Here is an 18,167-nt window from a genome sequence, read left to right as displayed (position 1 = left end):
GACTCTAACGAGTCTCTTTTTTTTTATTCTTTTAACAGGTCTGGACGCAATCGCTTCGTTCTTTCGTAAGCTTGTTCTTCTTGCCATTTTTCAATTTTTTTATGGTCTCCCGATATCAATATGTCCGGTACCTTCCACCCTCTAAATTCTGCGGGGCGGGTGTAGAGCGGTGGAGAAAGTAGATTGTCCTGGAATGAATCTGTGAGAGCAGAAGTTTCATCGCCCATAGCACCAGGGATAAGTCGGATTACGCTGTCAGCAATAATTGCCGCCGCTAATTCCCCTCCGGTTAAAACAAAATCGCCAATCGAAATTTCTTTAGTGATAAAATGATCTCGAATTCGCTGGTCAATGCCCTTGTAATGCCCGCAAAGGATCATTATATTTTCTTTTATCGATAAGGTGTTTGCTGTTTTCTGATCGTAAAGATCACCATCAGGTGTGGTGAAAATGATTTCGTCGTAGTTTCTCTGAGCTGTTAAAAATTCAATTGCCTTAACGATTGGCTCTAGTCTCATTACCATTCCAGCTCCGCCGCTAAATGCGTAGTCGTCAACCTTTTTGTGCTTGTCTTCAGAATAGTCGCGAATGTTGTGGATATGGATTTCGGCAATGCCATTATCTTTTGCTCTCTGAATTATGGAGTGATTGAGTGGACTCTCCAGCAGTTCTGGAACAACGGTAAGTATATCGATTCTCATTTTTTTTAAATTTTGTGTAAAAGTATGTAACCCAAGCTTGGCTTCCAAGAGAATTCGAAATGTGATCCATGTAATTTCAATAACAGGACAATGTGACATGCCTTTTTGCACTTAAGTAGACAATATGTCGTATGAATTGGACGTTTTTATGCCATTTATCAGGAAAATATCTGCTTGGTATAAACTTTGGAAATAACAGGATGGAAATGAATTCTGGGTTCCGGAGCCCGGAAAAGATAGTATTAATTTATAAAGGTTAAACGTTATGACAATTTTAAGATACTCAAAAGGAACAAATGATTTTTTCACAAATCAAATAATGGATCAATTGTTTAGGGAAACAAAAGGAAGTTTGAAAAATTCAGAACAAAGAGATGTTTCTTTTAATCCACGCACAAATGTTGTAGATGAAAAGGAAAAGTTTGTGATTGAAATGCTTATCCCGGGCTTTGCAAAAAAAGATGTGGCCATAAGGGTTGAAGATGGTTTTTTAAAAATTACTGCAAAGATGGAGGAAGTTGCAGATAGAACATATTTAAGAAAGGAATTTAGCGCAACTAAATTGGAGAGAACTTTTAAGCTTTCAGAAGGAATAGATCAAGAAAGTATTTCGGCAGAGGTGCGCGACGGAATTTTGTTTGTAAGTCTGCCTAAATCCAAGGTGGAGGAGCCAAAAATTAAGGAGATTACAATTCAGTAATTGGAATTTCAGATTGCTGTTTAGACTTTTGTCAGATCTGGAAATGCTAATTAGAAAGTCATAATTTGTTGGCTGAATTGTTTGTTTTACAAATAAAATAAAAATGTTAGATTCATTAATTTGTTAGTTTTAATTGAGAGGTTCATGTAGTACATGAGCCTCTTTGTTTATAAGGGAAAGAAAAATGTTGAAAATCTTTGAGGATTAACACTTAATTAGTTAAATTCGTAAGGAATGAACCTAAAATTCCTTTGGAAATTGTATTGTTAACATGGCACTTAAATTATTGAGTTGCTAAATCTAATGCAAACTACATGAAAGCAAAAGATCTATCGAACCTCTCACATGAGAATGAAGCGAATGAAAATTTAGAAACACCTGAAGTAAATAGTGATTCTCATGAAGATGAATCTGTTGAAGAAAAAACTGCAGATGATCAACCTGTAATGAAGGAGGCTCCTGAAGACAAAAAGGAATCTTCCGGGATAATAAATGAGGAAATGAAAACAGAAGGGGTGCTTCCCGAAATGGAAGTCGAAGAAAACGAAGATGTTTCTGTGACTGAAGTTACGGAGGAAACACCTGTTGATATTTCTGAAGATCAGAAAGAGGCAGTGGAAGTGCAGGCAGAACCCGATTACACGATAATGGAAAAAAGTGAGTTGGTTGACCGCTTAACTCTTTTGTTGGAGCATAAACCTGCAAAAGGTTTAAAAGGCAAGCTGGATGCGATAAAACACAATTTCTATAAAAAGCACAATGAAGAGCTTGCTGCAGCCAAAAAGAAATTTTTGGAGGAAGGGGGAAAAGAGGAGGAATTTGATTTCGGGAAAGATGAATTGGAACTGAAGATGAAGGAATTGCTTCATGATTATAGAGGGAGCCGGATCGTTCAGACCCGAAATCTGGAAGAGGAAAAGGAGACCAACTTACGAATTAAGTATCAGATAATTGAGGATATCAAGGATTTGGTGAATAGAAAAGAAGCTTTCGATAAAACTTTTCAGGAATTTAGAGATTTGCAGAAAAAATGGCACGATACCGGTATGGTTCCGCAGGCAGCTCTTAAAGATTTGTGGGATAACTATCATCATCATGTTGAGAATTTTTACGATTATATAAAAATTAATAAAGAACTGCGCGATCTGGATTTAAAAAAGAATTTGGCGGCTAAGGTTCGTTTGTGTGAGGAGACTGAAAAATTATTGGAAGATCCATCGGCAGTGAAGGCTTTTAATACATTGCAAAAATATCACGAACAGTGGAGAGAGATTGGGCCGGTTCCCCGGGAACAAAAAGAAGAGATTTGGGAACGATTTAAGGAGGCCACAACAATAATTAACCGAAATCATCAAGAATTTTACGAAGGCTTAAAGTCGGAGCAAAAAACGAATCTTGAGAAAAAAGAGGCTCTGTGTGATAAAGTGGAATTAATAGCTAATTCTAATATTGAATCTCATAAGGATTGGAACACGAGCTCTAAGGAGATTTTGGAACTGCAAAAAGAGTGGCGAACTATTGGTTTTGCACCTAAAAAAGACAATAATAGAATCTATCAGCGATTTAGAAGTGCTTGCGATCTGTACTTTGATAAAAAGCGTAAGTTTTATTTGAAGCTGAAAGATAAGCTTGGTGATAATTTGGAGAAGAAAATAGAATTATGTGAGCTTGCTGAGAGTTTGCAAGACAGTACAGATTGGAAGGAGACAACAGACAAATTCATCGCTATTCAAAAAGAATGGAAAAAGATTGGGCCGGTTCCCAGAAAGGTTTCAGAGGAATTGTGGGTTCGGTTCAGAGCCGCATGCGATAAGTTTTTCAGCAATAAATCGAAACATTTTGATCATGTAGATACTGATCACGCTGAAAATTTGAAGCTTAAAGAAGCCGTAATTGATAAGATTCGAAATTTCCAATTAAGCGAAGATGATGATGAGAATTTGACTGTACTTCGCGAATTACAGAAAGAATGGACACAAATAGGTCACGTTCCTTTTAAGAAGAAAGATAAAATACAGGAAGATTTTAGAAGAGCATTAAATGCTATTTACGACAAGTTGGATCTGGAAACAGGAGATAAGGAAGTTCAGAAATTTCAATCGAAAATTGATAATTTCCTAAATATGAATCATTCCGAAGACAAAATTATTGGCGAGAGAAATAAAATTGTCGGTAAAATTAAGCAGTTGGAAACTGATATAGGCTTGTGGGAAAATAACATTGGATTCTTTTCTGCTTCAAAAACATCCGATTCCATAGTTCAGGAAATTGAAGAGAAAATAGAAAAAGGAAAACAAAGTTTGAAACTTCTTCAGGAAAAATTGAAAGTTATTGACGGATTGGTTTCGTAGAATAAATAGATCGCAATAAATATCATCCTCCATTTTTATAATGGAGGATTTTTTGATTGAATACAAAAGCATTGAAGGCTCTAACTATCAGATGTATTTCAGTCGAATTTAAGGAGGAATGAAATGCTTGTGTTTTCTTATTTTCTATCTGGAAAATATCTGAAAAACCGGATTCCCTAAATTTGATCTTGTGAAACATGGAAATAGTTTCCTAAAAATGCATAAATTAACTACTTTTGCACCTTTAATAATTCATAAAACGTTCAGCAAGTGTCAACAACCAAATACATCTTCGTTACAGGTGGGGTAACCTCCTCATTAGGAAAAGGAATAATAGCATCATCATTGGCTAAATTATTACAAGCCAGAGGTTATTCTGTTACCAATCAGAAACTGGATCCTTACTTAAATGTAGATCCAGGTACATTAAATCCTTACGAGCATGGTGAGTGTTTCGTAACCGATGATGGGGCTGAAACCGATTTGGATTTGGGACATTACGAACGTTTCACCAACATTCCTACTTCTCAGGCTAATAATGTTACAACAGGTAGAATTTACCGTAATGTTATTAATAAGGAAAGAAAAGGAGATTTTTTGGGGAAAACAGTTCAAATCATTCCTCATATTACCGATGAAATTAAGAGAAACATCAAAATGCTTGGTTCCAAGCATAAATTTGATGTAGTAATTACTGAAATTGGTGGTACTGTTGGAGATATTGAATCTTTACCCTACATCGAATCTGTTCGTCAGTTAAAGTGGGAGTTGGGACGCGATGCCATTGTAATTCACCTTACGTTGGTGCCATATCTTGCTGCTTCGGGCGAACTAAAAACCAAACCTACTCAGCATTCTGTAAAATCATTGTTGGAAACCGGTGTGCAGCCGGAAGTTTTGGTACTGCGTACAGAGCACGAATTGCCAAATGATGTTCGTAGAAAGGTAGCATTGTTTTGTAATGTTGAACCAAATGCAGTAATTCAGTCGATTGATGTGAAAACAATTTATGAGGTTCCTTTAAAAATGAGAGAGGAAAAACTCGATGTAATTGTTTGCGAAAAGCTTGGTTTGGATTTAAGAAAAGAGCCTAAATTAATTGAATGGACTAAATTTTTGAATCGTTTACAAAATCCTAAATCAGAAGTTAAAATTGGTTTGGTAGGAAAATACGTTGAATTACACGATGCTTACAAATCAATTGCGGAGTCGTTTTTACATGCGGGTTCGGTAAACGAGTGCAAAGTAAATATTCAGTGGATTCACTCCGAGAAATTGACGGATAAAAATTATCAGGAAGAACTGAAAGGCCTAAAAGGTATTTTAGTTGCTCCGGGTTTTGGTCACAGAGGGATAGAAGGAAAGATTCTTGCTGTAAAATATGCCCGCGAAAACAATGTTCCATTCCTGGGAATTTGTTTGGGTATGCAGGTATCGGTAATCGAATTTGCCCGCAACGTATTAAAGTTGGAAGATGCCGATTCCTTAGAGATGAATCCTAAATCTCCTTATCCGGTAATCGACCTTATGGAAGAACAGAAAAACGTAACTGAAAAAGGCGGAACGATGCGTTTGGGAGCTTACGATTGTGTTTTGAAAGATGGTTCGAAAGCATTAAAGGCATACGGACAAAAGGAAATATCAGAACGTCATCGTCACCGTTACGAATTTAACAATGAATATTTAGAGCAATACGAAGCTGCCGGAATGAAAGCCACAGGAATGAATCCTGATACAGGTTTAGTTGAAGTTGTTGAGTTGGAAGGACACAAATGGTTCGTTGGGGTACAATTTCACCCCGAATACAAGAGTACTGTTATCAAGCCGCATCCTTTATTCGTAGAGTTTGTGAAAGTGGCAATGGAGGAAAAATAAGAGCACCTCGGGTGTATGATGTATTTAAGAACCTTCGGTGAGGTATTTTAAGCAGCATATGTACTCGTTACTTCTAGGAACATAAGATTAAAAAAATACAAAATGGATAGAAATTCGATTTTTGGCTTGTTAATCATCGGAGCGATTTTGATTGGGTATACTTACCTGACAAAGCCATCCGAAGAGGAAATCAAGGCCATAAACACCAGAGATTCAATTGCGCGGGTTGATCGTTTGCATAACGAACAGCTTGAAGAGGCCAGATTGGAAAGTCTGAAGGCGCAATATGCCGAAGTAAAGCAGGATTCGGCAGCAATTCAAGATGCCTACGGTGCTTTTGCAGGTGCAGTAAATCAGCAGGAAGAATTCATTACTCTCGAGAACAAATTGGTAAAGCTAACTCTGAACACAAGAGGTGGACGAATTCAAAATGTTCAGCTAAAGGAATTCCAGACACACGATTCTTTGCCCTTGTTATTATGGGCTGAGAAAAACTCTAAGTTTGGATTAACCTTTTACGCAGAAAACAAACCAATGAATACTCAGGATTTGTTTTTTGTTGAAGCAAATGGTGCTGATGCAGTAGATGCAACTACTTCTGAAAAAGGAGTTAGTATGCGATTGATGGTTGGAGATGACAAGTACATTGAATACAAATATACTTTGGCTCCTGATTCTTACATGCTTGATTTTACGGTGAATTTGGTGGGAATGCAGGATGTGATTTCACGCAATTCAAATTTCGTTACTTTCAATTGGCAGGAAGATATCCCAAGACAGGAAAAAGGACGTAAGTTCGAAAATCAATACACAGCTTTGTACTACAAATTCTTCGAAGATGAAGTAAATAGTTTGTCTGCAGCAGGAGAAAAAGAAGAAGATTTAGCAACAAAAGTAAAATGGATTGGATTTAAGCAACAGTTTTTCTCTTCTGTTTTAATTGCTGATGAAGCATTTAAAGGAGTGAAATTGAAATCTGTTGATATGGATGAAAACTCTCCGATTTTAAAGAATTTCTCTGCCGAAATTTCATTGCCATATCAAGGAACTCAATTGGAAACTCATCCAATGAAATTCTATTTTGGTCCGAATAAATTCAATACTTTACGTAAGTATGGCAAGGATATCGATATGCATAAGCTGATCGATTTGGGCTGGGCTATATTTGGTTGGGTGAACAGATATTTCGTGATTCCTATCTTTAACTTTTTGGAAGGATTTATCGGAAATTACGGTATTATCATTCTGATTTTAACCATCATTATTAAGTTGCTTTTGGCACCACTGACCTACAAGTCGTACATGTCAACAGCAAAAATGAAGGTGCTGAAACCTCAGATTGACGCAATTAATGAGAAAATACCGAAAGACAAAGCAATGGAACGCCAGCAGGCAACTATGGCTCTGTATAAAAAAGCAGGAGTAAACCCAATGGGTGGATGTTTGCCAATGTTGGTACAGTTCCCGTTCCTGATTGCCCTGTTCCGGTTCTTCCCGGCATCATTCGAATTGCGTCAGAAAAGTTTCCTTTGGGCAACCGATTTGTCTTCATACGATTCAATCATGACATTACCTTGGAATATTCCTTGGTATGGCGATCACGTAAGTTTGTTCTGTCTGTTAATGGCAGGTACCAACTTGGTGTATACTCGTATGAATAGTCAGATGACCCAGTCGTCGAATCAGATGCCAGGTATGCAAACCATGATGTATCTGATGCCGGTAATGTTCCTGGTATGGTTCAATAATTATGCATCAGGTCTTTCTTACTACTATTTTATTGCCACACTGTTTACCATTATCCAAACCGTTGCCATCCGTAAATTTATGGTTGATGACGATAAGGTATTGGCCATGTTGGAAGCCAATAAGAAAAAGCCGGTTAAGAAATCAAAATTCCAACAACGATTGGAAGAAGCGGCTAAACAAAGAAGCAAAAAATAAGACCCTATTTTATTGAGATACAGAAAGAGCTCCAGCATGGGGCTCTTTTTTTGTTTTGCAGTTCCCTCTCCTTCAGAAGAGGGCTAGGGTGAGGTGTTTTTTATTTAGAAAGGTTAGGTTGAGGTAGGGCAAGGCTGAGGTATTTTAATTTCAGGAGAAGACACATAACTTCCTGAAGGGAAGCGTCCCGGACAGTTAGCAAGTGCTTCCTGGACAGGCGTGAGTGTCTCACGGACAAGAATTAGAGCTTCCCGGACACAAACCAGGCTTTCCCGGACAAAGAATGAGTGTTTCCCGGACAGAAAGTAAGATTTCCCGGACATGGGCAGGACAATCACCGACCGAAATCTAATAGCCATTTTGGGTAGGGAGATAGAGAACTTGGGTAGGGAGGCATTACAAAAGGGGAACCGAACAGATTCCCCTTGGCGTGGCCTAAACCATTTTTAGCGTGAGCAACTAAATGTATTTCAATTAAGCCGGTTCGGCATTCTTTTCGTTCTCAATTTTTGTTCTGCGATATTCCGCTTTCCTGTCGCGTTGGTATTTGCTTGCATACAAACGCGCATGATCCTCGTCTTTGCGGAAAGCAAATTTTCCATACTCCCTTATTTCGTCTACAAGAGCTTTTACAAGAGTGTGGGCTTTATCGCGTATTACTTTTATCTCATCATCAACATACATATTGCCGTTTACCTCAGCCAACAAGGTGCTCAGGCGTTCCGATTCTGCAATAGCGATGTTGCACTGCTCCATATCGAAACCGATAGCCTGCAAAGGTGCCGGATTTTCTTTCCCCAGCGAGCCCAAACGCGCCAAATCCATTACAGCATCGGCATTCGAGTCGCCCTCGTTAATGGCATCCAGAATCTCCTGCAAGCGCGCATCGTTGCGGTAGGCAAACCTCATGGTGGCATACAAATCACTAATTAGCTCGTTCATTTTAGGAGCATCGGCTTTCCATTTCGCCATGGCTTCTTTGCGCACAGTATTCTGATTTTCCCAATTCAGTTGAGCCGTAAGCAAAGCACCCGTTAGTACCTTGCACTCCTCAATTTTTTCGGGCGTTAATCCCAAAGGAGCCAATACAGCAACATCTCCCTCAGCCACATTACACAGTTTTTTGGCTTCGTGAATAAATATTTCGTAAGGAAGATTAGAGTGCTTTACTGCTTCCCGCGCAACAGCCTTAATCTTTTCCAGGCTGTCCTGATAATTTTGTAATTCCGACATATTTGTTTCGGTTTTAGGGTAAATAAAATAACAATTTTTTTACTGATGTTTTGTTTCATTCGGTGCAAATACCGAAGGGGTTTTTAGCAAAACAGTATTGAAAGTAGGAAATTTAAGTTAAACCAAAAAACGCTTTCTTGAAAAAACTATAAATATTATGATTTTAAAATGTGTCAAGTCGCGGCACCCTCAGTAAACAGTGGTGATGCAGGTATATTGAATATAAAATGTTAAAAATATGTAAAATCATAATTCAGGAGATTCAAGAGTGTTAATTGGCTTATTGCATGCAAGTGTATTTTTATTCCTGATTAAGAGATTGATTTTATCAACGAATGTAATAATTGCTTGTATGTTTGCTTTGCTGTGCCGGTAAAGTAGGATGTTTTATAATTGAGAGCAGGTAATCTTCTTTTATTTACAGATAATAATGAGCATATTATTTTTATTTATTTTGAATATGATTACTTTAGGATTTTTGATAAAGGATGAGGTTTGGATTTGTTTTCGCTTTAGATAGTTGTAGTTCACTCCAATTGGAATGAAGGGAGAAAATAGGGACAATTGATTATGTATAAATTGGGGGCAAGTGTAAAGAACGTATGCACTACTTGATTATCGCAAAGAAGATAAAGATTAAAATGAAAACAAGCCAAGATATAGATTGTATAATAGCGACAGACACTGTCCTATTCTTTGATATGGATGGAACTTTAGTTGACACAGATTTTGCAAATTTTCTGTCGTATAAGAAAGCTATTGATTCAGTTACGATGAATGGGTTTGAGTTAACATATAATCCAAACAAAAGATTTAATCGGAGTATTCTAAAAAATGTAATCCCAAACCTGAGTTTAATAGATTATAAAAGAATAATTCAAGAAAAAGAAAAATTTTATACTGACTTTTTAAATGAAACTAAACTAAAAAAAGAAGTTCTTGATATTCTTAATAAATATTCCAGAACGAATAAAACAGTTTTAGTTACAAATTGTCGTAAAGACAGAGTCTTATTAACGCTTTACCATTTCAAACTAACTGAAAAATTCAGTAATATTTTTTATCGGCAACTATCTGAAAATAATACTAGAATAAATAAGTATCAAGAGGCTATAAGTAGTCTAAATATTTTACCAAATTCTGTTATTGTCTTTGAAAATGAAAAATCTGAGATTTCTGATGCAATTAATGCAGGTATCTCTATTAATAACATCTTAATTATATAGATTATGAATGGCCTAACACTCGAAACCAATGAATATTTAAATAAAAGTATTCAAGTATTTTATCATTCAGATTATTCTGGGGGGTGTGGAAGATGGAAAATTGAAAAAACAGTTGAAAATGTTATTTGTACTCTTAAAAATGATATTACACCTTATTCGGATGTTGTATTGCAAAAGGCGGTTCAACACCTAAGTGGTATCTTATTTAAAGATTTGCCAGAAATTCTTCAACTCATAAAATTAAAAAAACTAACAGTGTGTGTTATTCCAAGAGCAAAGGTGGATTATAATCCAAATCAATTATTGTTTAAATCAACTATTAGCAATGTTGTTAATCAATTGAGTGGTTTTAGTAACGGTACAGACTACTTAATTAGGCACACAGATACAAGAACAACTCATAGAAATAGAGCTGGTTATGGTGGAAATGGAGATATGCCTTATCCTGGAATCACAATAAAAACTTGTACAATTTCGAATTATATAGTAGATAAGGATATTTTATTGATCGATGATTTATATACAAAAACAATAAACATTGATGAAGATGCAATACAGGCACTTTTAGATAAAGGAGCAAGGTCTGTTATATTTTATGCCATAGGTCGTGCAGTTTAGTTAATTTTGGATAAAAAATAAAATAAAAATGGTTTATACAGAGAACGCACTTAATATTTTAGCAGCAAAGACCTTTAAAGGTATTGGTAGAGCTTGGATTGTAAAAAATCTAAATGATAATAAAGATGAAAAGGCTATAATCTCATTATTAAATAATGTTGCAAAAGAAGACTACCAAGTTACTCTTAGTGACTTTGAGGAAAAAAAGACTATTATTAAGAATATCATTAAAAAATTAGATGGTTTTATGGATGGAGTTGTTGCGATTGGTGACGCAAACTTTCCACCACATAGAGGCAATGTAAAAAATAGTGAACAACCTATATTTATATTTTATCGTGGGAATCTATCACTTTTAAATGTAAACAATAAAAATATTGCTGTTATTGGATTACTGAATCCTGATGATAATATTGAAAAGATCGAAAAAGAAGTAGTTGAGGAACTCGTTAAAAATAATGTAACAATTGTAAGTGGATTAGCTTTAGGTTGTGATACAATTGCACATAAACAGTCATTACAATCAAAGGGCAAAACTGTAGCCATATTACCTAGTCCTTTAAACAATATTATGCCAGCAACAAATAAGGATCTTGCAAAAGAAATTTTAGAAAAAGATGGTTTATTATTAACAGAATACCTAACGGATGCAAAGTCAAAAATGGAATTGGGTAGTAGATACCAAGAAAGAGACAGACTTCAGGCTCTTTTTAGTGATAGCATTATTCTTTCAGCAAGCTACTCAAAAAATAATCAAGGAAAGGATAGTGGATCAAGATTAGCAATGGGTTATGCATTTAATTATTCTATTCAAAGAGCAGTTATCTATAATCCTGAGATTGATTTTAATAATCCTAAATACGACTTAAATAGGCAATGTATAAAGGAAGAAAAAGATATTATTGTAATTAATCAAAGCAATTTAATTGATTCTGTAAAAAAAATAGTTTCTAAAAGTGCATTTACAGAAAAGAATCAACCTATTCAGCAAAATTTATTCGATTAATACAAAAGATAAAACACCAGTAACCGAGATACTTCTTGCAAAGTTATAAAGCTCATTTATTTTTTAATTTGAACTAGTCTACTTAGTAGATTAGTATCAAGAATAGTCTCCTCCCACCCGAGGAGATTTTTTTATGCTCCAATTTAGCTTTCTTCTAAATAAATTTTGGCGGAAATTATAGGGTGTAAAACTCTGGTGAGCAAGCCAGTGAAGTTGGGAAGTTTTCAAAATATCTCCGCAAAGGCTTCCGTCTTTTAGTCCTCTTCTTATACGCAATAAACAAACAATCTCATTTCCTAAATCAAATTAGCCATGGCTAAATTTACCAAAGAAGATGCGCTTAGTTATCATGTAGGCACACGTCCCGGAAAAATTGAAGTAGTACCCACCAAACCCCATTCCACCCAATTGGATTTATCGCTGGCCTATTCGCCGGGAGTTGCCGAACCTTGTTTGGCCATTGAGAAAAACCCTGGAGATGTGTACAAGTACACAGCAAAAGGCAATTTGGTGGCGGTAATTTCGAACGGAACGGCTGTTTTGGGATTGGGCGATATTGGTCCCGAGGCCGGAAAGCCGGTAATGGAGGGAAAAGGATTGCTGTTCAAGATTTTTGCCGATATCGATGTGTTCGATATTGAGGTAGACACCAAAGATGTGGATGAGTTTGTGAAGATTGTGAAGGGAATTGCACCCACCTTTGGCGGTATTAATTTAGAGGACATAAAAGCACCGGAGTGTTTCGAGATTGAGGACCGGCTAAAAAAAGAGCTGAAAATTCCCGTAATGCACGACGATCAGCACGGTACTGCCATTATTTCGGCCGCCGGATTGCTGAATGCGGCCGAACTTCAGAACAAAAAATTGAGTGATATCCGACTGGTGGTAAACGGAGCCGGGGCATCGGCAGTGGCCTGCACACGCTTGTATATTTCGCTGGGAGTAAAGAAAGAGAACATTGTAATGGTCGACAGCAAGGGGGTAATTCACGAGTCGCGCACCGATTTAAGTGCCATTAAAAAGGAATTTGCTACCCGTAAAAATGTTCACACACTAAAGGAAGCTTTAGTAGGGGCAGATATGTTTTTGGGTTTATCGGTAGCCGATGTGCTCACGCCCGAAATGATAAAGTCGATGGCCGCCCGACCCATTGTTTTTGCCATGGCCAACCCAAATCCCGAAATTGCTTACGATTTGGCCATGGAAACCCGTAAGGATTTAATTATGGCAACCGGCCGGTCCGATCATCCCAATCAGGTAAACAACGTGCTGGGTTTCCCCTTTATTTTTCGGGGAGCACTGGATGTAAAAGCAACGTCGATTAATGAGGCCATGAAGATTGCTGCCGTGCGTGCTTTGGCTGCTTTGGCAAAAGAGGATGTACCCGATATGGTGAACATTGCTTATGGGGAAATAAATATGAATTTTGGTCATGATTACATCATTCCCAAACCTCTCGATCCAAGATTACTGACCATAGTTGCTCCGGCTGTTGCCAAAGCTGCAATGGATTCGGGAATTGCTCATGCTCCCATTACCGATTGGGAGGCTTATAAATTACAATTGGAAGAGCGTTTGGGCCGCGACAACAAACTAATGAGGGCTTTAACCGATAAAGCCAGACGGAGTCCGAAACGGGTGGTATTTGCCGAGGGAACTAATTTTAAAGTTCTGAAAGCAGCTCAAACCGTATTGCACGAAGGAATTGCTCAGCCTATTTTACTGGGAAATACGGAATACATCGAAAAATTAATTCAGGAAAACGATATGGATTTGGGAAATGTACCTGTTATTAATTGGCGGGGAGCAGAGGAAAGAATCCGAAGAGAGGAGTACGCAAAGGTATTGTTTCAGAAACGCAGCCGAAAAGGCTTAACTTATTCCGAGGCTCTCGATAAAATGACGGACCGGAATTATTTTGGTGCCATGATGGTTGAAATGGGAGAGGCCGATGCTTTTATCAGCGGATCGACTTCGAAATATGCCGATACCATCCGACCGGCAATACAAACCGTTGGTATTAAGCCGGCAATCAATCACATTGCCGGTATGTATTTAATGATGACCAACAAAGGACCGATCTTTTTTTCTGACACAACGGTAAATCCCAGGCCTGAGGCACAAACTTTGGTTGATACGACCTTACTAACTGCCGAAGCGGTTCGTAAATTCAATATCGAACCGGTAATTGCATTGGTTTCCTATTCCAATTTTGGATCGATTCGTGAGGGAAGTCCGGTGCGGGTGCAGGAAGCTGTGAAAATTTTGCATCGTGATTACCCAAATCTAATTGTGGATGGTGATATTCAGATGAATTTTGCGCTGAATAATGAACTCAGAACCAAAATGTTTCCATTTTCGAAGTTGGGGAATCGAAAAGTAAACACGATTATTTTTCCGAATTTAAGCAGTGGTAATATTGCTTATAAAATGATGCAGGAATTGGCTGGAGCAGAGGTGATCGGTCCAATTTTGCTGGGAATGAATAAGTCAATTCATATTGTTCCTCTCGAAAGTTCGGTTCGCGAGCTGGTAAATCTGGTTACCATTGCTGTGGTGGATGCGCAGGGACAGTGAACAGTGACAAGTACTTCAAGTAACAAGTAACAAGTACTTCAAGTGACAAGTAATAAGTAACAAGTTGCAAGTAACAAGATGCAAAACAGTTGAAAAGCTTCAGTTGAATATTTTAGGATTTTCGGCTGAAGATTTTCCATTAATCGGTTTATTTGTTCGATGAGTGGTCGACAAATATTTTTTTTTTCTTTATTCAATCCATGCATGGAAGCGACTGAAATCGCTTTGTTTAAGATTACCAATACAGGATTCTACCGGGATGCGAAAATTGGATATTAAAATAAGCTAAACAAAGCAGGCTTGTTTAATTTTCCTTATCCATTGAATATCAGGGAAAAGGATGTGTTAGTCATTTAATAGTCTCCCCTTACCAAAATTGTTTAGATTCTTTCTAAGTAAAGATCCTTCAAATTTGTTCCTTAGCAAAAATCTCCCGAAATTTTATTTGCTGTTCAAAGAATATGTGAATGGCATTGAAGAAAAAAACAGTCTGATTTTCTTTGATGAACAAAATAGATTCCGGATTGTTTTGTAATAAGACAACAGGCAAAACGATTTTATTGTTTTTCGAACGTTTTTCTGTTCGATTAATTGTTGATTGAAACGATAACGGTACAACATCTTTCTGTGACCGAGGAAGCGAAGCTGTGCCCATTCAGACAGAAAACCAACCGCTCCTCCACGAGAGTAGATGCAATAGTCTTCAACCAACTATAGTCTATTTTCCTGCAGACCTTATTCACTTGTCAACCTTAATTCAACTAACATGCAAGCCATCAAAAGACCTTACTTTTGGCATGCGATCTATACACGGTCGCGGGCTGAAAAGAGGCTTTATCAAGAATTGTGCTCGAAAAATATCGAGTGCTATCTTCCTTTACAAAAAGAGCTTCGACAATGGAGTGATCGTACGAAGTGGGTGGAAGAGCCTCTTCTTCGGTCATATTTATTTGTGAAAGTCAGCGAAAGAGAATACTACAACGCAATCAACTCAAGTTTTGCAGTTAGGTATGTAACTTTCGGCGGCAAAGCTGTGTCTATACCCGAACAACAAATTGAAGCACTTCGGCTTTTTTTAGAAGATCAAAACCGTAAGGTTGATCTATGTTCAGATCATCTGGAAAAAGGAGAGTTGGTTGAAGTTGTTGCAGGTCCTCTAAAAGGCATTCAAGGCGAAATCACACAAATAAAGGGGAAGAATCGTATTGTTATCCGCTTCGATTCTTTAGGAACTTGTGTTTATACAGATATCAGTCTGGATACCATCAAACAAGTTCAACCAGTCACGCATTAAAATTCCAGCAAATCTTATGAATAAAATTGAAATAGTTACCACAATAGGTATGGGGTATATCGGCCTTCCTACGGCTGCGCTTATTGCAAAAAGCGGCATGAGGGTTTATGGAGTGGATGTAAATCCGAAGGTAGTTGAGGCCGTGAACGAAGGCCGGATTATTATTGTTGAGCCCGATTTAGATCGTTTGGTGAAAAGAGTGGTGGAGGAAGGTTATTTAAGCGCTCATCTGCACCCCTTAGAAGCAGATGTGTACACCATTGCTGTACCTACTCCATTTAAAGGAAATCATGAGCCGGACATTTCATATGTTATGGCGGCAAGCAATGCCATTATTCCTTTACTGAAGGAAGGTGATTTGTTTATTATTGAATCAACATCTCCGGTAGGGACAACTGAGAAGGTAAAAAAAATGATTTATTCGAAGCGTCCCGATTTGGAAGGAACAATTTTTATTGCTTATTGTCCTGAACGGGTATTGCCCGGCAATATTATTTATGAATTGGAACACAACGACCGGGTAATTGGTGGTATTAATGAAGAATCGACGCAACGGGCCTGCGAATTCTTTCAAAAATTTGTAATAGGTGAATTGCATCGTACCAATTCAAAAACTGCTGAAATGTGCAAATTGGTTGAGAATTCGTCCCGCGATGTACAAATTGCTTTTGCCAACGAACTTTCAATTATTTGCGAAAAGGCGGGTATTAATGTCTGGGAGTTGATAGAATTGGCAAACAGGCATCCCCGGGTAAATATTTTAACGCCGGGATGCGGAGTGGGAGGCCATTGTATTGCTGTTGATCCTTACTTTATTGTTTCGGAGTATCCCCTGGAAAGTCAGATCATTGGAAAAGCCAGGGAAATTAATAATTACAAGGCTTTTTGGTGTGTTGAGAAAATTAAGAATGCCAGTCTGCAATTTCAGCTGAAACATGGATACAAACCCAAAATTGCCTTAATGGGAATGGCATTTAAGCCAAATATTGATGATTTGCGCGAATCACCTGCCAAGTACATTGCGCAAAAAGTAATCGGATCCGAACAGAACGGAATCCTGCTTGTAGAACCCAATATTGATTCGCATCCTGAATATGAACTCTCTGATTATAAAAATGCTTTTGATGCTGCAGATATGATTGTTTATTTGGTAGCACACAGTGAATTTTATTCGCTGTCCAAAACAAAGGACAAACTCATTTTGGACTTTTGCGGCGTAACAAACAAGCAAACAGAAGAGATTGAAGCTGTACCTGTAGAAGTTGTTGTAAAAGCTTCGAAGCATAAGTAAACAGTTAGCAGTAATCAGTTACTATCTACTAGTTACTGTCTGCCAATGTACCGCTCAGGAACAACCACATTTTTTAGGAGCGGAACAGTAAAAAATATTCACTTTTAAATGAACCGAATTATGAACGGGAATGGAAAATACAGGGTGTTGTTGGTTTTTGGAACCCGCCCCGAAGCCATAAAAATGGCTCCACTGGTAAAAGAATTTCAGAAGTATCCCGATGATTTTGAAACGATTGTTTGTGTAACCGGCCAACATCGCGAAATGCTCGATCAGGTGCTCGAATTGTTTGATATTCAGCCCGACTACGATCTTGAAATTATGAAGTCAGGTCAGGATCTATACGATATTACCAGTAGAGTGCTTATTGGAATGCGTGAAGTGCTGAATGAAGCCAGACCCGATTTGGTATTGGTGCACGGCGATACATCCACATCTTCGACAACGGCTTTGGCAGCTTACTATCAGCAAATAGCAGTTGCGCATATCGAAGCAGGTTTACGAACCAATAATTTGTATTCGCCATGGCCCGAAGAGGGCAATCGTCAAATTACCGGACGGTTGGCACAATGGCATTTTGCTCCTACCATTATGGCTCAAAAAAACCTGATGGATGAGGGGATCAGCAAAAACAGAATTGTTGTTACGGGCAATACCGTTATCGATGCTTTGCAGTTGACCCTTACCAAAATTCACCGTTCGTCGCGGGTGGTAATGGATATAATTAACGTATTGCAGGCCAAAGGAATTCCTACCAGTTTAGTGGCCGACTGGGTATACCGTTCGCGGAAAATGGTTTTGATAACCGGACATCGCCGTGAGAATTTCGGGAAGGGATTTTTAAATATCTGCGAATCAATTAAATTTTTAGCGGCGAAATATCCTGATGTCGACTTTGTGTATCCTGTTCATTTAAACCCGAATGTTCAGAAACCTGTTTACGAGATTTTGGGTAAGAATCCGGTTAACGGAGATGCTGGTGCGAAAAACATTTTCCTGATTGATCCGATTGACTATTTGCCATTTGTTTACATGATGGATCTTTCTTACTTGATTTTAACCGATTCGGGAGGAATACAAGAAGAGGCTCCGTTTTTAGGAAAACCGGTTTTGGTAATGAGGGATACAACGGAGCGTCCCGAGGCCTTGTCGGCAGGAACAGTAAAATTGGTTGGTACTGATTCTTATCGGATTATTGAAGCTGTGGAAATGCTTTTCGAGGAGGATGCCATTTACCGTAAAATGTCAACAGCCAGTAATCCTTACGGTGATGGAAATGCTTGCATAAGAATAGTTCAGGAATTGAAAAAAGCGATTGCAGTTCGGGAAAGAATTGTTGCTTAACTACATT

General features: G+C 37.9%; 14 protein-coding genes and 1 pseudogene. 12 read left to right on the top strand and 3 right to left on the bottom strand.

What is annotated here, in order from left to right:
* Positions 1-23: 23 nt before the first annotated feature.
* Positions 24-701: a tRNA (guanosine(37)-N1)-methyltransferase TrmD gene (gene trmD, locus ACKU4N_RS15095; RefSeq protein ID WP_321317700.1), complete on the bottom strand. Its 678-nt coding sequence runs from the start codon at positions 699-701 to the stop codon at positions 24-26.
* A 265-nt stretch (positions 702-966) separates the two neighbouring features.
* Here trmD and ACKU4N_RS15090 point away from each other — a divergent pair, with 265 nt between their 5' ends.
* The 4 genes from ACKU4N_RS15090 to yidC all read left to right on the top strand — a co-directional run bounded on the left by ACKU4N_RS15090 (position 967) and on the right by yidC (position 7,571).
* Complete coding sequence (locus tag ACKU4N_RS15090) at positions 967-1,401, top strand: Hsp20/alpha crystallin family protein (RefSeq protein WP_321317699.1); 435 nt, start codon at positions 967-969, stop codon at positions 1,399-1,401.
* A gap of 314 nt (positions 1,402-1,715) precedes the next feature.
* Positions 1,716-3,752, top strand: coding sequence for a DUF349 domain-containing protein (locus ACKU4N_RS15085; RefSeq protein WP_321317696.1), 2,037 nt, complete (start codon positions 1,716-1,718; stop codon positions 3,750-3,752).
* A 270-nt stretch (positions 3,753-4,022) separates the two neighbouring features.
* The gene (locus ACKU4N_RS15080) at positions 4,023-5,627 is read left to right on the top strand and encodes a CTP synthase (RefSeq protein WP_321317694.1); all 1,605 of its coding nucleotides are present in this window, start codon (positions 4,023-4,025) and stop codon (positions 5,625-5,627) included.
* A 102-nt stretch (positions 5,628-5,729) separates the two neighbouring features.
* A complete protein-coding gene (gene yidC, locus ACKU4N_RS15075) occupies positions 5,730-7,571 on the top strand; it encodes a membrane protein insertase YidC (protein ID WP_321317692.1) in 1,842 nt (613 codons plus the stop codon).
* 113 nt (positions 7,572-7,684) lie between these two features.
* Here yidC and ACKU4N_RS15070 read toward each other — a convergent pair whose 3' ends face one another.
* The gene (locus ACKU4N_RS15070; RefSeq protein WP_321317690.1) at positions 7,685-7,930 is read right to left on the bottom strand and encodes a hypothetical protein; all 246 of its coding nucleotides are present in this window, start codon (positions 7,928-7,930) and stop codon (positions 7,685-7,687) included.
* A gap of 115 nt (positions 7,931-8,045) precedes the next feature.
* Positions 8,046-8,804 carry a hypothetical protein gene (locus ACKU4N_RS15065; protein ID WP_321317688.1) on the bottom strand — a complete coding sequence of 253 codons (759 nt, stop codon included), beginning with the start codon at positions 8,802-8,804 and terminating at the stop codon, positions 8,046-8,048.
* Between the two features lie 641 nt (positions 8,805-9,445).
* On the opposite strand from ACKU4N_RS15065, the gene ACKU4N_RS15060 reads away from it, so the two are divergent.
* From ACKU4N_RS15060 to wecB, 8 genes and pseudogenes are all read left to right on the top strand, one after another.
* Positions 9,446-10,030, top strand: a complete 585-nt coding sequence (locus ACKU4N_RS15060; RefSeq protein WP_321317686.1) for an HAD hydrolase-like protein — start codon at positions 9,446-9,448, stop codon at positions 10,028-10,030.
* A 3-nt stretch (positions 10,031-10,033) separates the two neighbouring features.
* On the top strand, positions 10,034-10,648 hold the full coding sequence (locus tag ACKU4N_RS15055) for a hypothetical protein (protein ID WP_321317685.1): 615 nt from the start codon (positions 10,034-10,036) through the stop codon (positions 10,646-10,648).
* A 28-nt stretch (positions 10,649-10,676) separates the two neighbouring features.
* Positions 10,677-11,654, top strand: a complete 978-nt coding sequence (locus ACKU4N_RS15050) for a DNA-processing protein DprA (protein WP_321317683.1) — start codon at positions 10,677-10,679, stop codon at positions 11,652-11,654.
* 312 nt (positions 11,655-11,966) lie between these two features.
* Positions 11,967-13,190 (top strand): annotated as a pseudogene (locus tag ACKU4N_RS15045) (malic enzyme-like NAD(P)-binding protein); the annotation flags it as partial.
* A 60-nt stretch (positions 13,191-13,250) separates the two neighbouring features.
* Positions 13,251-14,231 (top strand): phosphate acyltransferase, encoded by a 981-nt coding sequence (locus tag ACKU4N_RS15040; RefSeq protein ID WP_407937251.1) that lies wholly within the window; start codon positions 13,251-13,253, stop codon positions 14,229-14,231.
* Positions 14,232-14,997: 766 nt separating this feature from the next.
* Positions 14,998-15,525: a UpxY family transcription antiterminator gene (locus ACKU4N_RS15035; protein WP_321317679.1), complete on the top strand. Its 528-nt coding sequence runs from the start codon at positions 14,998-15,000 to the stop codon at positions 15,523-15,525.
* Positions 15,526-15,541: 16 nt separating this feature from the next.
* Positions 15,542-16,816 (top strand): UDP-N-acetyl-D-mannosamine dehydrogenase, encoded by a 1,275-nt coding sequence (wecC, locus tag ACKU4N_RS15030; protein ID WP_321317678.1) that lies wholly within the window; start codon positions 15,542-15,544, stop codon positions 16,814-16,816.
* Between the two features lie 108 nt (positions 16,817-16,924).
* Positions 16,925-18,160 (top strand): non-hydrolyzing UDP-N-acetylglucosamine 2-epimerase, encoded by a 1,236-nt coding sequence (wecB, locus tag ACKU4N_RS15025; protein ID WP_321317676.1) that lies wholly within the window; start codon positions 16,925-16,927, stop codon positions 18,158-18,160.
* Positions 18,161-18,167 lie beyond the last annotated feature (7 nt).

Source organism: Labilibaculum sp., from assembly GCF_963664555.1.
Lineage (GTDB): Bacteria > Bacteroidota > Bacteroidia > Bacteroidales > Marinifilaceae > Labilibaculum.
This window is presented reverse-complemented; position numbering and strand designations above follow the sequence as displayed.

Bases quoted from the DNA above. Each gene is read 5' to 3' on its own strand.
- trmD (WP_321317700.1), bottom strand. From the start codon at position 701: ATGAGAATCGATATACTTACCGTTGTTCCAGAACTGCTGGAGAGTCCA.
- ACKU4N_RS15090 (WP_321317699.1), top strand. From the start codon at position 967: ATGACAATTTTAAGATACTCAAAAGGAACAAATGATTTTTTCACAAAT.
- ACKU4N_RS15085 (WP_321317696.1), top strand. From the start codon at position 1,716: ATGAAAGCAAAAGATCTATCGAACCTCTCACATGAGAATGAAGCGAAT.
- yidC (WP_321317692.1), top strand. From the start codon at position 5,730: ATGGATAGAAATTCGATTTTTGGCTTGTTAATCATCGGAGCGATTTTG.
- ACKU4N_RS15070 (WP_321317690.1), bottom strand. From the start codon at position 7,930: ATGGCTATTAGATTTCGGTCGGTGATTGTCCTGCCCATGTCCGGGAAA.
- ACKU4N_RS15065 (WP_321317688.1), bottom strand. From the start codon at position 8,804: ATGTCGGAATTACAAAATTATCAGGACAGCCTGGAAAAGATTAAGGCT.
- ACKU4N_RS15060 (WP_321317686.1), top strand. From the start codon at position 9,446: ATGAAAACAAGCCAAGATATAGATTGTATAATAGCGACAGACACTGTC.
- ACKU4N_RS15055 (WP_321317685.1), top strand. From the start codon at position 10,034: ATGAATGGCCTAACACTCGAAACCAATGAATATTTAAATAAAAGTATT.
- ACKU4N_RS15050 (WP_321317683.1), top strand. From the start codon at position 10,677: ATGGTTTATACAGAGAACGCACTTAATATTTTAGCAGCAAAGACCTTT.
- ACKU4N_RS15040 (WP_407937251.1), top strand. From the start codon at position 13,251: ATGAGGGCTTTAACCGATAAAGCCAGACGGAGTCCGAAACGGGTGGTA.
- ACKU4N_RS15035 (WP_321317679.1), top strand. From the start codon at position 14,998: ATGCAAGCCATCAAAAGACCTTACTTTTGGCATGCGATCTATACACGG.
- wecC (WP_321317678.1), top strand. From the start codon at position 15,542: ATGAATAAAATTGAAATAGTTACCACAATAGGTATGGGGTATATCGGC.
- wecB (WP_321317676.1), top strand. From the start codon at position 16,925: ATGAACCGAATTATGAACGGGAATGGAAAATACAGGGTGTTGTTGGTT.